Raw genomic sequence first — 13,560 nt, forward strand, 5'->3', positions numbered from 1 at the left:
GTAATGTGAGAATAGTAACATTACTCACGCCGCAAACCTAGCTTGTTTTACCGTGCAACAGCTAAATCATTGTTGGGATCGATGTCACAGCTATCACATAAGTCGATTGATAATGTTATTTAACTAACATTGAATGCTCAAAAAGACCACAGGGGACAGCAGGATGGATATCGCAGTGATTGGTTCGAACATGGTGGATCTGATTACCTACACTGACCGGATGCCGAACGCCGGGGAAACGTTGGAGGCGCCGGAGTTTGAAATCGGCTGCGGCGGCAAGGGCGCCAATCAGGCGGTGGCCGCTGCCAAACTTGGCGCCAGTGTAATGATGGTGACATGCGTGGGCGACGATCTGTTCGCCGATAACACCCTGCGCAACCTGCAACAGGCCGGCGTGGATACCCGCTATGTGAAAAAGGTGACGGGCGTCTCCAGCGGCGTAGCGCCGATCTTCGTCGATAGCGCCTCGCAAAACCGCATCCTGATCGTCAAGGGCGCCAACAACCACCTGCTGCCGGCGGATATTGAACGTGCGGCCCCGGCGCTGCAAGCGTGCCGGCTGATGATCCTGCAGCTCGAGATCCCGCTGGAGACGGTGTATGCGGCAATCGACTTCGCCCGCCGGCATCGCATTGCGGTGATCCTTAACCCGGCGCCGGCGTCGCGCGATCTGGATATCGCCTATGCCTGCCAGTGCGACTTCTTTATGCCGAACGAAACCGAGCTGGAGATCCTGACCGGTATGCCGGTGGACAGCGAAGAAAATATCCTGCGCGCCGGCCGCACGCTGTTGGCGAAGGGGTTGCGCAATCTGATCATCACCCTTGGCCAGCGCGGCGCGCTGTGGATGACCGGCGATCGGGTAGAACATGTTGCGCCGCTGCAGGTAAAGGCGCTGGACACCAGCGGCGCCGGGGATGCCTTTATCGGCTGTTTCGCCCACGAATACGTGCGCCACGGCGATGTGCCGCAGGCGATGCGCCAGGCTTCGGCCTATGCCGCCTACAGCGTTACCGGCAAAGGCACCCAACGTTCTTATCCCGATGCATCGCAATTCTTTGATTTTATAACCGCTACGCGGCAAGGAAAATAACATGCGCGCTAATATCGTTCAGCAGCCAGACGGCTATCTCGACAGAACGCCGTTGTTCCAGTTCATTTTGCTTTCCTGTCTGTTCCCGCTGTGGGGCTGCGCCGCCAGCCTCAATGATATCCTGATCACCCAGTTCAAGAGCGTGTTCGAACTGAGCGATTTCGCCAGCGCGCTGGTGCAGAGCGCGTTTTACGGCGGCTATTTCCTGATTGCCATTCCGGCTTCGCTGGTGATCAAAAAAAGCAGCTACAAGGCGGCGATCCTGATCGGCCTGACGCTGTATATCGTCGGCTGCATGCTGTTCTACCCGGCCTCGCACATGGCGACCTACACCATGTTCCTGGCGGCGATCTTCGCCATCGCCATCGGCCTGAGCTTCCTGGAAACCGCCGCCAACACCTACAGTTCGATGATTGGCCACCGTGATTACGCCACGCTGCGGCTTAACGTCAGCCAGACTTTCTATCCGGTCGGCGCGCTGATGGGGATTGTGCTGGGCAAGTATTTGGTGTTCCAGGAAGGCGACAGCCTGCAAACGCAGATGGCGGGCATGACGCCGGAGCAGATCCACCAGTTTCGCTTGACGATGCTGGAGCATACGCTGGAGCCGTATAAATATCTGATCATCGTGCTGCTGGTGGTGATGCTGCTGTTCCTGATGACCCGTTACCCGCGCTGCAAACCGCAGAACGAGCGCGGTGAACAGGCCGCCGGGCCTGCGTTGGGAGAAACGCTGAAGTACCTGGCCGGCAACGCGCGCTTTCGCAAGGGCATTGCCGCGCAGTTCTTGTATGTCGGCATGCAGGTGGCGGTGTGGTCGTTCACCATCCGCCTGGCGTTGAATTTGGGCGCTTCCAACGAACGCGACGCTTCTAACTTTATGATCTACAGCTTTATCTGCTTCTTTATCGGCAAGTTTGTCGCCAACTTCCTGATGACGCGCTTCCGGGCGGAAAAGGTGCTGATCGCCTATGCGGCGCTTGGCGTACTGACGTTGGCCTATGTGATGCTGGTGCCGAGCTTTACCGCCGTCTACGCCGCGGTGTTCGTCAGCGTGTTGTTCGGGCCGTGCTGGGCCACCATCTACGCCGGCACGCTGGATACGGTAGACAACAAATACACCGAGGTGGCCGGGGCGATCATCGTGATGTCGATCGTCGGCGCGGCCTTCGTGCCGGCGTTGCAGGGCTACGTGTCCGATCACCTGGGCTCCATGCAGCGGGCGTTCGGCGTGTCGTTGCTGTGCTTCGCCTACGTGGGGTTCTATTTCTGGGGCGAGCTGCGGCATAAACGGCGCGATGCGCGGCAGACGCCGGCCGAACGCGAAACGGCAGGGGAATGGCGATGACAGCGATAATCAACCTAATCCCTGAGCAGTTCGGCGCACAGCCGCGCGAGCTGTATCGGTGCGCCGAGTTTTGCGTCACCGCATTCCGTTACGACAGCGGCATCGCCGCGCTGAAACTGGCCAATAGCCGGGGTTATCTGACGGTGCTGCCGTATTACGGCCAGATGGTGTGGGACGCCGAGTTCGACGGCCATCAACTGAAGATGGAGAACATGTTCACTCAGCCGCGCCAGGGCGAAAGCATCATCGACAGCTACGGCTGCTTCGCTTTCCATTCCGGGCTGCGGCGCAACGGGTGCCCGGCGCCGGAGGACGATCATCCGCTGCACGGCGAAATGCCCTGTGCGGCGATGGATCGCATCTGGCTGGAGGTGAACGGCGATACGCTGGCAATCGGCGGCAGCGTGGAATATGTGAAAGGCTTTGGCGACCATTATCTGGCGCAGCCGCGGGTGCGGCTGACGGCTGGCAGCGCGCAGTTCAACATCGAGATGCAGGTAACCAACCTGGCCAGCGTGGCCATGCCGCTGCAGTACATGTGCCATATGAACTACGCCTACGTACCGGGCGCCACCTTCCGGCAGAACCTGCCGGGATCGGCGCTGCAACTGCGGGAAAGCGTGCCGGCCCACGTGCAGCCGACGCCGCAGTGGCTGGCCTATACGCAAAAGCTGGCGCAGCGCGGCCACGGCCTGTGCGAACTGAACGAACCGCAGCATTACGATCCGGAGATCGTGTTTTTCGCCGACGAGCTGTCGCAGTATGTCGACCAGGCGGAGTTCTTTATGCTGGCGCCGCAGGGCCACCGTTTTGTGACGCGTTTTTCCACCGCGCAGTTCAACTACGGCACGCGCTGGATATTGCACAACGGCGATCAAAAAGTGGCGGCGTTTATTTTGCCGGCGACCTGCAGACCTGAAGGCTATCTGGCGGCGAAACGGGCGGGCACCTTGCTGATGCTGGAAGCGGGGGAAACGCGGGAGTTTTGCGTCACCACGGGCGTGGTGTGATAAGCAGGGGCGGTAACGCCCCTGTCATATTGTGCGGTTATTCTTTTACCCAACCTTTGCGGATCGCGAAGGCAAAGACGAAGCGGTACAGGCGCGCCAGGCGATCGGCGATGATGTCGCCAAACAGGTTCCACACCAGTTGGGCGAACAGGCAGCCGACCAGGCCGAGCAGGAAGCCGCCGACCATGTCCAGCGGCCAGTGCACGCCGAGATAAACGCGTGACCAGGCGATGCCGGCGGCGACGATCATCAGCAGCACGCCGGACCATACGCGGTGCCAGAATACGAACGCCAGCGCAAAGGTAAAGATGGCGGTGCCGTGATCGCTGGGGAAAGAGCTGTCTGGCGCGTGGGCGAGGAAGGTATAACCGACGCCGGCGACGAACGGCCGTTCGTGCGGCAGCAGCATGCCGATAGTCGAGGCGGTGAGCATGGCGAACAGCAGCGCGATTGTCGTCTTGGCGACCACTTCACGCTGTGAAACCAGCTGGCTTTGCGGCCCCCACAGCCATAGGCCGACGATCAGCAAGGGGACTATGGCGATCAGATCGCGCGCCAGGAAGGTGGCGAAGTCGATAAGCCACTCGGGGGACGCCGGGGTCGCATTGATCCAGGCGAAAAGAACGTGATTCAACTGCTCCATAACTTTTACCTCGTCTGACGGCGGTAATAGCCGCTAACCGTCCAATAAATAGCCAATTGGCTGAGCCAAACCCACCAACCCGCCCACAGGTTATGGGTAAGAAAATGTGCGCCGCGCATGACCTGGCCAAAGCCCATCAGCATGCCGAGCGCGATGCCGCCGAACCAGCACCAGTAGGCCAGGCGCGGGCGCTGCGGATAGAACAGGAAAAACAGCGCCATCACCGCAAAGCCGCTGGAGGCGTGGCCGCCGGGGAAACAACGTCCCGGGCCGGAGAACGCCGGCGCTGCGCCTAACAGCGGATAAGACATCGCTTTGCCGCCGTACTCGATCAGATCCCAGGGGCACGAATGCGCGCTGGTGGCTTTAAGCACGCCGACCACCAGGGGGCCAATGCCGATCAGCAACATGCTGACGATCAGCCGCGGGCTGCGGCGATAAATACCCCACAGCAACGCCAGCACCGCGCCGGCAATCACCAGCAGCTTCAGCAGGCGATGGTTGATCAGATCCAGCCAATAATTGTTCTGCCAGGGAAAATGCCCGCTGGCCGGGTCGAACCAGTAATTACTGATGGCCCAGTCCAACTGCTCGTTGCGCGACAGCCAGAGAAACAGCAACCCGCTGACCAACAGGCCAAAAGCCTGCCAACGGTAAAAGGATGTCGGCAGGGAGTAAATAGCAGTCGTCTGAATGTGGGGGGCCGTTGAGGATTGATTTAATGAAGCTTTTGAATTCACGTGCAGGCTCGGTAGCTGAAGGGTATCCGGCTACTGTAATCATTCCGCCTTAAGAAAACCTTAATCTCCCCTGGGAAAAAGTCATATCCGCAACCGTCGCTTTCAGCTAAGGTAAACGTTTGCTTTTTATTGGGATGATGCGGTGATGAAGAATAAAACGATCGTTTTGCTGCTGGCCGCTGCGGGCGCCGCCTTTTCGCCATTGGGCTATGGGCAACAGCCTGCGGGGCCGATTGTGGTGCAGGGGGCGATGCCGGTGGAGGCGGAGCGTTTCGCCCAGCGGCTGGAAAACCCGCGTGAAGAGCAGATTGGCGGCTGGCGCTTTTGGCATGGCACCGTCGACGGCTATCCGGTGGTGGTTTCCGAAACCCTGAAGGGCATGTCTAACGCGGCGGCGGCTACGGCGATTGCCGCTACGCAGTTCCACCCGGTGGCGATCATCAACCAGGGCACCGCCGGCGGCCACGATCCTGCGCTGAAGGTATATGACATCGTGCTGGGCAAATACTCGGTCAATTTGGGCGCGTTTAAAACGCCGAACAAGGCGCAGGGCGAGGGCAGCGATTCGCGCCAGTGGCGGCCGATGGATCTGCTGGCCTCGAAAGGCAGCGCCGGCGAGGACAAGAACGCCCACAGCATCCGCCAATTCCCGGCGAGCGGGCAACTGCTGGCGATTGCGGAAAGCGTGAAGGACAGCTATAAGCAGGGGCGGGTGGTGGAAGGGGTAATCGGTTCGGCAGACGTGTGGAACAGCGAGCTGGATCGTATTCGCTATTTCCGCGATAGCTACCACACTTCGGTAGAAGAGATGGAGACCGCTTCCGCTGCGCAGATCGCCGCGGCGTTCAATATCCCGTTTGTCGGCATTCGCGTGCTGTCCAACAACATCACCAATCAGGGCAAATACGATCCACAGACCGGGTTGGCGTGCCAGGACTATGTCTACCAGGTGGTGAAGGCCTACATTGCCAAAACTGCAGCTCACTAAGGCATTGCTCTGAATAACAGGAAATGTCAGGCGATTGTCACTGATAATCGCCTATTGTAAAGAAGATTAAACCTGTGGCGGCGCCAGCTGTAGTGTATTAGTTTATAGACGGATTATTTGATAAATCGTAGGGATAAAACATGAACAAGGCATCCGTTGTATTTTCCGGCCTGCTGATGGCCGTTTCCGCCAGCGCCATTGCGGCCACCTCTGCAGAAGACGCCGACATCAGCAAGCAGCCGCTGGAAAAGGTCGCGCCTTACCCGAAAGCTGAAAAAGGCATGAATCGCCAGGTAATCTACCTGCCGAAGCAGGAACATGAAGAGAACTTCCAGGTTGAGCTGCTGATCGGCAAAACGCTGGAAGTGGACTGCAACCGCCATATGATGGGCGGCACGCTGGAAAGCAAAACGTTGTCCGGCTGGGGTTATGACTACCTGGTGCTGGAAAAACTGTCTGCACCGGCGTCCACCATGATGGCCTGCCCGGAAAACACCAAACAGCAGAAATTTGTCGCCGCCAACCTGGGCGACGCCGCGATGCAGCGCTACAACAGCCGCCTGCCGATCGTGGTGTACGTGCCGAAAGACGTGGAAGTGAAGTACCGCGTGTGGAAAGCCGAAGACACCGTCAAACAGGCGGAACAGAAGTAAACCTGCCCCACGAAGCCGGGGATCGCCCGGCTTCACAATAATCTTTTCTGATCCTTTCCTGTGGTTGCAACGGTTGGGTGTTTACGGGCACACTGCGCTTTATTGCATAACATCAGCGTTGCATCAAAGAAAGGATATCTTGATGACTAAATCTATCACGCCCGGTTACTGCATCGTAGAACAACCCGGCCCTTTGGCCTTTCAGGCTCAAACGTTATTCAACGGGCGTAGCAACAATGCCAGTAGATATTTCATGACTCTGAATGCAGACAGTGCATGGTTGAAGCCAGGGCAGATCCTATTGGTTGCAGACCCAGAAAACGCTCTCACTCCGAATACGTTGCGCTTGTTGCGACTGGCAAAGCAGAACGTGAATCGTACCATTGCGCCAATGTCTACAGACGATGCGGGATTCATGCAAAAAAATTATGGCGCTATAGCGGCGTTAACATCTGTAGGGGACAAATTGTTTGGGACAGCAAGTGATGTTGGTGAGAAATACTTCCGTCAGATAGAGTCTACGCTGCAAAAAATAGAAAAAAGTTATCAGAGTCAATACCGTTCCCAAGGCAGTCTGATTAGCCAGCAATTTTATGCCGAACGTGCCGCATTGTTTACAGAGCTCAGGGGGATGGTAAATAAGCCCATTCTGGCACGATTAACTCAAAAGACTTTAAAACTAAAACACTATGAAGACATGCGCCATGCGCTTAACCTATCCAGTAAATCCATAGTGCATGAATGGTCTACCGCAGGAGTAGGGGCGATTAAGGGGTATTCAACTTATTTGGACGGCGCTTCTCGTGCTGCAACCTTTATGAAAAGTGGCGGATATATTGCAATCGCTTTCTCCGGTTTAAACGCAACTAACGAAGTGATGAACGCTTGTACTACCGGTCGAGAAATGGATTGCCCAAAAGTTGCTGTTAAGGAATACAGTAAGTTTGGTTTTAGCACGGGAGGGGCGATTCTCGGAGGTTCGGGGGGCGCAATGCTGGTAGGAGGGATCTGTGTTGTGGCGGGTATAGCCACCGGTGGAGCGGCGGCGTTTGCTTGCGGTTTGGTGGGATCTCTCGGTGGGGGATTATTAGGCGGCGCAGCTGGTGAACAGGTGGGGGCCAAGTTTGGTGATGGCGTTAACACACTGTTTTTAAATTGAGAGCGAAGGAGTAGCCGGTGGATTTGTTTTTAATGAGAATATTTGTTGCCCTTGGTGCCGTTTTCATTTTTCTTTTTCTGACGTGTGTCGTTATGTTTTTTAGGCATAAAAATCACTACAATTATATTGTCTCTAGCTATTTAGAGGCGAAATTGTTTATGCCAAGCTATTATAAATTTTTGTCTCAGGCCGGTTTTTTTGGCAGCTTTCCGGTGGTGTTGTTTTTTAGGAAAGTAATTGAAAAAAAGAAAGTGAAAATTTCCCATGGAGAATACTTACCAGAAGACGCTTATGTTTTTTTTAGTGGGCAATCGTTGGTAAACATTAAATGGATGAAAAGGTATAGTTTTTTGTACCTCAGCTTAATGGTCGTATTTTTTCTGCTAATAATACTGACTTTTTGGATTTGAATTACCGCTGTTTTTACATAGTAAAAAAACCAATTACATGCAAAGGAAATAATTTCAATTTATATTATTTTGGTGCTAATTTTGTCGTGATGATGACTTGTTGCGCTAAGCGTTGTGTCTGCCGCCATTTCATCGCCACTAGGCATATGCTCCAACTGTATGCTTTTGTTATATAGCTATTTATTCAACAAAAAACCCGATAATCTTGAACCTAAAAGGCGGGATTATCGGGCTCCACAAATTGGGGACATCAAAGAAAAGCAGTGGCACTAATTCAGACTGCCCCCCGCAACGAAAGTTCTCTGCGGCGATAAAAAAATCAAAATATTTTTACCGCCGATTCATCTCCGCTGCTTATCAGTTACCCGGCGATCCCCGGCCACAGCACCACGATCAGCGAACCCGCGAGGGTTAACAGTACGTTAGCGATGGCGTAGGTGCCGGCATAGCCCAGCGCCGGGATATTGCTGCGTGCGGTGTCGCTGATGATCTCCATCGCCGGCGCACAGGTGCGGGCGCCCATGATGGCGCCGAACAGCAAGGCGCGGTTCATGCGCAGCACGTAAGCGCCGAACAGGAAGCAGATGATCACCGGCACCAGGCTGACGATCAGCCCGGCGATCAGCATCTGGCCGCCGACCGCGCCCAGGCTGTGGCCGATGCCGGCGCCGGCGCTCAGGCCCACGCCGGCCATAAACACCATCAGGCCGAATTCTTTCACCATGTTCAACGCGCCCTGCGGGATATAGCCGAAGGTCGGGTGGTTGGCGCGCAGGAAGCCGAGCATGATGCCGGACATCAGCAGGCCGGCGGCGTTGCCGATACCGAACGAGAAGTTGCTGAACTGGATGGTTATCTGGCCTATCAGCAGGCCGATGATAAAGAAGGCGCAGAACGCCAGCAGATCGGTGACCTGGCTGTGGATCGAGATAAAGCCGATCTTCTCCGCCACGCTCTTCACCCGGCGCGCATCGCCGCTCACCTGCAGTACATCGCCCTTGTTGAGCACGATGCTGTCATCGATGGGCATTTCAATCTGGCTGCGGATCACCCGGTTGAGGAAGCAGCCGTGGTCGGTCAACTTCAGCTGGCTCAGGCGTTTGTTCACCGCGTTGCTGTTCTTCACCACGATCTCTTCGGTGACGATGCGCATGTCGAGCAGATCGCGGTCGAACACTTCCTTGCCGTTGCGGAAGCTCGGGTCCAGGCGCGCATGGGCGTCCGGGTAGCCGACCAGCGAGATCTCGTCGCCCACCTGCAGCACCGCGTCGCCGTCGGGGTTGGCCAAAATGCCGTTGCGGCGGATGCGTTCAATATAGCAGCCGGTCTGGCGATAGATGCCCAGCTCGCGCAGGTTCTTGCCGTCGGCCCAGGCCACCAGCTCGGGGCCGACGCGGTAGGCGCGGATCACCGGCAGGTACACCTTGCGCTGGCTGTCGGTGTCCAGGCCGCGCTCGCGGGCGATCTGTTGGGCGGAGGTAGACAGATCCTGGTGCTGCAGTTTCGGCAGGTAGCGCGCGCCGAAGATAAGGCTGACCAAACCAATCAGATAGGTGAGGGCGTAACCGAGGCTCAGATGGTCCTGGGCCGCCAACAGCGCCGGGCCGTTGACGATGGTGTTGCGCAGCGTATCGCCGGCGCCCACCAATACCGGAGTCGAGGTCATTGAACCGGCCAGCATGCCGGCGGTCAGGCCGATGTCCCAGTGGAACAGCTTGCCGAGGCCGATGGCGATCACCATCGCCGAACCGACCATCACCAGCGCCAGCATCAAATAGTTTTTGCCGTCGCGGAAGAAAATCGAGAAAAAGTTAGGGCCGGCTTCCACCCCCACGCAGAAAATAAACAGCATAAAGCCGAGATTCAACGCTTCGGTGTTAATGGCGAAGTGTTGCTGGCCGAGCAGCAGCGAAACCACCAAAACGCCAATGGAATTACCGAGTTGAACGGAGCCCAGACGGACTTTACCGAGGCACAGCCCCAGTGCGAGTACCACGAACAGTAACAGAATGTAGTTACCGTTTAACAAACTAGCGACGTTTATGTTCACGGAGGATAACTTATTGTTTACCAGTAAGTGCTTGATTTTTGATGACTATAAGATATAAATTCAGCCATAAAATGACGTCATAAATAACTCACCAGCGGAAGGCGATTCGAACCATCGATCGGCGGCGTTTATTCTAGTCGCTCTGGCGCGTGACAGCCAGCATAAAGCTGATTTCCTGCGCCGCCGGGCGCATTTAACTCTCTTTTGGCCAAGGAAAAGTTCAGTTCAGCGTTGCCGGTTGGCGGCAAGGCGTCACCTATTTTGTGACACGGCTGATTTTAATTGATGCGGTGATGGGCAAGGGGGAGCGTTCGCATGGCGAGTTATCGATATTGGTTGGGGATTTTAAGCTGTTTCCTGCTGTTCAGTTTGCTGTTCCTCGGCCAGCAGAGCGGCCTGTTCGGCAGCACCGACCACGAGCACCACGGCGAGACCGGCCTGCTGCTGTTCGTCATTCCCGGCGCCATCGCCAGCTATCTGTCGAGCCGCAAGCGCCTGCTGTGCCCGCTGTTAGGCGCACTGTATGCGCTGCCGCTATGTTTGGCGATCCGCCATTTCTGGCTGACGCCGTCCTATTCGTTCTGGCAGGAACTGGCCTACGCCACCAGCGCGGTATTTTGGTGCGTGTTCGGCGCCATGCTGATGCTGTGCGCCCATGCGTTGCAACAGCTGTACCGCGGCGAGCGGCAATAAAAAAAGGCGCTCTAAGCGCCTTTTTGTCGTTCAGCCTGCGGCTTACTGGAACAGATTGAGGTTTTCTTTGGCGTAGGCTTCAAAATCAGTGCAGCCGCCAATGTGTTTCTCGTCCAGGAAGATCTGCGGTACGGTTTCAACCGGTTTGCCGACGGTTTTTTCCAGATCGGCCTTGGTGATGCCTTCAGCGTGGATATCAACGTAACGGAAGTTGAAATCGTCGCGTTCTTCAGTCAATTTTTCCGCCAACTCTTTAGCACGGACACAATAAGGACAGCCCGGACGCCCGAAGATTACTGCAAACATGCAACGCTCCTTAATTTGATATTCAATGAATTACTCGCAATCGCAACGACATTCTGTCAGCCCCAAAAGACCCAAGCCTGCCCATCACCCGCGTTAATGCCGCTTACTATGCCCGTTGAGCTGATGAAAAAAAAGCAGGAATTACCTGTTAATCTGATTCATGTAACCAATTGGTCTGCCGGGGCTGTCGTCGCCGACGGGAATTCACTACACTGTGGGCAGAGCCTCTGGAGAAGAAAAATATGCGTTCATTCGGTGACTTACCGCGCCCGGTGTTGGTGCTGGAAGGCCTGGGCATGGTGCTGCTGGTGCTGGCCTATCTCGGCATTCACGGCCATCTGCAGTTGCCGGGGTGGCTGGCATCGCAGCAGGCGGCGGTCGGCATGATCTTCCTCGGCGTGGCGATGATGGTGCCGGCGGCGGCGTTTTTGGTGTGGCGCGTGGTGCAGGGCTTTGGTCCGTTGATGCGCGGCGGCCTGCCGCCGGAAAACGACCGCCATAAGCCGCAGGACGACGACAAGTCGAAAAATAATCAGGACCGCGATCCGCGCGCCTGAGTGCGGCGGCCGCTTATCCGCCTGCCGGGCAGGCGTTTGCCTTTTTGGGGTGACGAGTGAAAATTGCCATTCTTTCGCGCGACGGAACGCTGTACTCATGCAAGCGGCTGCGGGAAGCGGCGGAGGATCGCGGGCACAGCATCGATGTCATCGATCCGCTCTCCTGCTATATGAACATCAACCCGGCGGCGCCGACCATCCACTATCGCGGCCGCCAGCTGGATCGCTACGACGCGGTTATCCCGCGTATCGGCTCCGCCATCACCTTCTACGGCACCGCGGTGCTGCGTCAGTTTGAGCTGCTCGGCAGCTATCCGCTGAACGAATCGGTCTCCATCACCCGGGCGCGCGACAAACTGCGTTCGCTGCAGCTGCTGGCGCGGCAGGGTATCGATCTGCCGATAACCGGTTTCGCCCATTCGCCGGACGATACCGGCGACCTGATTGAGCTGGTGGGCGGCGCGCCGCTGGTGGTGAAACTGGTGGAGGGCACTCAGGGCATCGGGGTGGTGCTGGCGGAAACCCGCCAGGCGGCGGAGAGCGTGATAGACGCCTTTCGCGGCCTGAACGCGCACATTCTGGTACAGGAGTACATCCGCGAAGCGCAGGGCAGCGACGTGCGCTGTCTGGTGGTGGGCGGCCGGGTGGTGGCGGCCATCGAGCGGCAGGCCAAGGCCGGAGAGTTCCGCTCCAACCTGCACCGCGGCGGCACCGCCCGCAAGGTGAGCATCACCGCCAAGGAGCGGGCGATAGCGGTGAAAGCGGCCGCCACGCTGGGGCTGGACGTCGCCGGGGTGGACATCCTGCGTGCGGCGCGCGGCCCGCTGGTGATGGAGGTCAACGCTTCGCCGGGGCTGGAGGGGGTGGAAACCACCACCGGGCTGGATATCGCCGGCATGATGATCGAATACATCGAGCTGCGGGCGCGGCCGGGATTCAGGCTGAAGTCGGGCGGATAAGCCGGTTGGAACGCAACTTTTTCTCGCCGATAATTATCCTTTTAGTGAATTAAGCCGCATTGATCGTGGCGCATCGGGTGAATATTCCGTAAGCTATGCGCCTTTTCGCGTTTTGAATATTGTGAGGCTGGTTATATGGATTCACTCATTGTCCCTGATTTGGCGCTGCTGCGGCGCTGGCTGGATCAATCGGGCATTTCTTTCTTTGAGTGCGATTCCTGTCAGGCGCTGCACCTGCCGCACATGCAAAACTTCGACGGCGTGTTCGACGCCAAGATCGATCTGGTGGACAACGTGATCCTGTTCTCGGCGCTGGCCGAGGTGAAACCGACCGCCTTGATCCCGCTGGTGGCCGATCTGAGCCAGATCAACGCCAGTTCGCTGACCATCAAAGCCTTTGTCGACATTCAGGACGACAACCTGCCGAAACTGATCGTCTGCCAGTCGCTGAGCATCGCCGTCGGCGTGACGCTGGAGCAGTTCACCCACTTTATGCAGCAGGGCGAAGAGCAGATCTCGATGGTGATCCTCGAGGCGCGGGCGAACGATCTGCTGTTTATGGGCGACGAAGAAGAGAACCCCGCTGGCGCCGAGCGCCAGCCGATGCTGCACTGATCCCCGCTGTACATTATGCGTGCCGCTGTTTCGGCGGCATGCTGCCGTTATTCCCCTCCGCAATAATATATTCTGCATTTTGCCCGCTGTTGCCAGATATTTCTCGTCGTTTGTGCCGTTAATGGCGTATCACATAGAGAAAAACTGCATAAAAAATCGATAAAAGGCGTTTTTTACCCTGGAGGCTGGCGGGTTCCGGCCGCAGCGGTTATGCTGCTGATTCTGCTAAGGGCTTGCGATTCCCCTTGTGACCACGCGGGCTGGGCAGCTGAAAAAGGCTTATGCAATCAACTGCATAGCCATTCAATCCGCGGTTGCAACGATTGCGCTCGATCA

Annotated in this window: 15 protein-coding genes; 11 read left to right on the plus strand and 4 right to left on the minus strand. The window is 56.8% G+C overall.

The window, feature by feature from the left end; all coding sequences use genetic code 11:
- The first annotated feature begins 163 nt into the window (after positions 1-163).
- The 3 genes from rbsK to KHA73_RS08375 are packed head-to-tail and all read left to right on the plus strand — an operon-like array spanning position 164 to position 3,451.
- Positions 164-1,093 (plus strand): ribokinase, encoded by a 930-nt coding sequence (rbsK, locus tag KHA73_RS08365; RefSeq protein WP_234590247.1) that lies wholly within the window; start codon positions 164-166, stop codon positions 1,091-1,093.
- A 1-nt stretch (position 1,094) separates the two neighbouring features.
- Positions 1,095-2,441, plus strand: coding sequence for an L-fucose:H+ symporter permease (fucP, locus tag KHA73_RS08370; protein WP_234590248.1), 1,347 nt, complete (start codon positions 1,095-1,097; stop codon positions 2,439-2,441).
- Positions 2,438-3,451, plus strand: coding sequence for an aldose 1-epimerase family protein (locus KHA73_RS08375; RefSeq protein WP_234590250.1), 1,014 nt, complete (start codon positions 2,438-2,440; stop codon positions 3,449-3,451). The genes fucP and KHA73_RS08375 overlap by 4 nt, the downstream gene beginning before the upstream one ends.
- 37 nt (positions 3,452-3,488) lie before the next feature.
- On the opposite strand, the gene ybjG is transcribed toward KHA73_RS08375, so the two are convergent.
- Positions 3,489-4,094: an undecaprenyl-diphosphate phosphatase gene (gene ybjG, locus KHA73_RS08380; protein ID WP_234590252.1), complete on the minus strand. Its 606-nt coding sequence runs from the start codon at positions 4,092-4,094 to the stop codon at positions 3,489-3,491.
- Between the two features lie 5 nt (positions 4,095-4,099).
- A complete protein-coding gene (locus KHA73_RS08385) occupies positions 4,100-4,834 on the minus strand; it encodes a phosphatase PAP2 family protein (protein WP_234590254.1) in 735 nt (244 codons plus the stop codon).
- Positions 4,835-4,979: 145 nt separating this feature from the next.
- On the opposite strand from KHA73_RS08385, the gene KHA73_RS08390 reads away from it, so the two are divergent.
- The 4 genes from KHA73_RS08390 (at position 4,980) to KHA73_RS08405 (ending at position 8,044) form a co-directional block, all read left to right on the plus strand.
- Entirely contained in the window at positions 4,980-5,822 is an 843-nt protein-coding gene (locus KHA73_RS08390; protein ID WP_234590256.1) for a 5'-methylthioadenosine/S-adenosylhomocysteine nucleosidase, read from the plus strand.
- Positions 5,823-5,962: 140 nt separating this feature from the next.
- Positions 5,963-6,475, plus strand: coding sequence for a serine protease inhibitor ecotin (gene eco / locus KHA73_RS08395; RefSeq protein WP_234590258.1), 513 nt, complete (start codon positions 5,963-5,965; stop codon positions 6,473-6,475).
- A gap of 142 nt (positions 6,476-6,617) precedes the next feature.
- Positions 6,618-7,634: a hypothetical protein gene (locus KHA73_RS08400; protein ID WP_234590260.1), complete on the plus strand. Its 1,017-nt coding sequence runs from the start codon at positions 6,618-6,620 to the stop codon at positions 7,632-7,634.
- 17 nt (positions 7,635-7,651) lie between these two features.
- Positions 7,652-8,044: a hypothetical protein gene (locus KHA73_RS08405; protein WP_234590261.1), complete on the plus strand. Its 393-nt coding sequence runs from the start codon at positions 7,652-7,654 to the stop codon at positions 8,042-8,044.
- A 361-nt stretch (positions 8,045-8,405) separates the two neighbouring features.
- Here the strand turns inward: KHA73_RS08405 and KHA73_RS08410 are convergent, their stop codons facing one another.
- Complete coding sequence (locus KHA73_RS08410; RefSeq protein ID WP_234590263.1) at positions 8,406-10,094, minus strand: aspartate:alanine antiporter; 1,689 nt, start codon at positions 10,092-10,094, stop codon at positions 8,406-8,408.
- A gap of 315 nt (positions 10,095-10,409) precedes the next feature.
- On the opposite strand from KHA73_RS08410, the gene ybjM reads away from it, so the two are divergent.
- Entirely contained in the window at positions 10,410-10,787 is a 378-nt protein-coding gene (gene ybjM, locus KHA73_RS08415; protein ID WP_234590265.1) for an inner membrane protein YbjM, read from the plus strand.
- A 42-nt stretch (positions 10,788-10,829) separates the two neighbouring features.
- Here the strand turns inward: ybjM and KHA73_RS08420 are convergent, their stop codons facing one another.
- Positions 10,830-11,093 (minus strand): GrxA family glutaredoxin, encoded by a 264-nt coding sequence (locus KHA73_RS08420; RefSeq protein WP_012006074.1) that lies wholly within the window; start codon positions 11,091-11,093, stop codon positions 10,830-10,832.
- A gap of 242 nt (positions 11,094-11,335) precedes the next feature.
- On the opposite strand from KHA73_RS08420, the gene KHA73_RS08425 reads away from it, so the two are divergent.
- The 3 genes from KHA73_RS08425 (at position 11,336) to KHA73_RS08435 (ending at position 13,224) form a co-directional block, all read left to right on the plus strand.
- On the plus strand, positions 11,336-11,650 hold the full coding sequence (locus tag KHA73_RS08425) for a YbjC family protein (protein WP_234590266.1): 315 nt from the start codon (positions 11,336-11,338) through the stop codon (positions 11,648-11,650).
- A 56-nt stretch (positions 11,651-11,706) separates the two neighbouring features.
- The gene (rimK, locus tag KHA73_RS08430; RefSeq protein ID WP_234590268.1) at positions 11,707-12,609 is read left to right on the plus strand and encodes a 30S ribosomal protein S6--L-glutamate ligase; all 903 of its coding nucleotides are present in this window, start codon (positions 11,707-11,709) and stop codon (positions 12,607-12,609) included.
- Positions 12,610-12,744: 135 nt separating this feature from the next.
- The gene (locus tag KHA73_RS08435) at positions 12,745-13,224 is read left to right on the plus strand and encodes a type III secretion system chaperone family protein (RefSeq protein ID WP_234590270.1); all 480 of its coding nucleotides are present in this window, start codon (positions 12,745-12,747) and stop codon (positions 13,222-13,224) included.
- The last annotated feature ends 336 nt before the right edge of the window (positions 13,225-13,560 follow it).

This window comes from Serratia entomophila (assembly GCF_021462285.1).
Lineage (GTDB): Bacteria > Pseudomonadota > Gammaproteobacteria > Enterobacterales > Enterobacteriaceae > Serratia > Serratia entomophila.

Coding starts and splice junctions, on each gene's coding strand:
- rbsK (WP_234590247.1), top strand. CDS start 164: ATGGATATCGCAGTGATTGGTTCGAACATGGTGGATCTGATTACCTAC.
- fucP (WP_234590248.1), top strand. CDS start 1,095: ATGCGCGCTAATATCGTTCAGCAGCCAGACGGCTATCTCGACAGAACG.
- KHA73_RS08375 (WP_234590250.1), top strand. CDS start 2,438: ATGACAGCGATAATCAACCTAATCCCTGAGCAGTTCGGCGCACAGCCG.
- ybjG (WP_234590252.1), bottom strand. CDS start 4,094: ATGGAGCAGTTGAATCACGTTCTTTTCGCCTGGATCAATGCGACCCCG.
- KHA73_RS08390 (WP_234590256.1), top strand. CDS start 4,980: ATGAAGAATAAAACGATCGTTTTGCTGCTGGCCGCTGCGGGCGCCGCC.
- eco (WP_234590258.1), top strand. CDS start 5,963: ATGAACAAGGCATCCGTTGTATTTTCCGGCCTGCTGATGGCCGTTTCC.
- KHA73_RS08400 (WP_234590260.1), top strand. CDS start 6,618: ATGACTAAATCTATCACGCCCGGTTACTGCATCGTAGAACAACCCGGC.
- ybjM (WP_234590265.1), top strand. CDS start 10,410: ATGGCGAGTTATCGATATTGGTTGGGGATTTTAAGCTGTTTCCTGCTG.
- KHA73_RS08420 (WP_012006074.1), bottom strand. CDS start 11,093: ATGTTTGCAGTAATCTTCGGGCGTCCGGGCTGTCCTTATTGTGTCCGT.
- KHA73_RS08425 (WP_234590266.1), top strand. CDS start 11,336: ATGCGTTCATTCGGTGACTTACCGCGCCCGGTGTTGGTGCTGGAAGGC.
- KHA73_RS08435 (WP_234590270.1), top strand. CDS start 12,745: ATGGATTCACTCATTGTCCCTGATTTGGCGCTGCTGCGGCGCTGGCTG.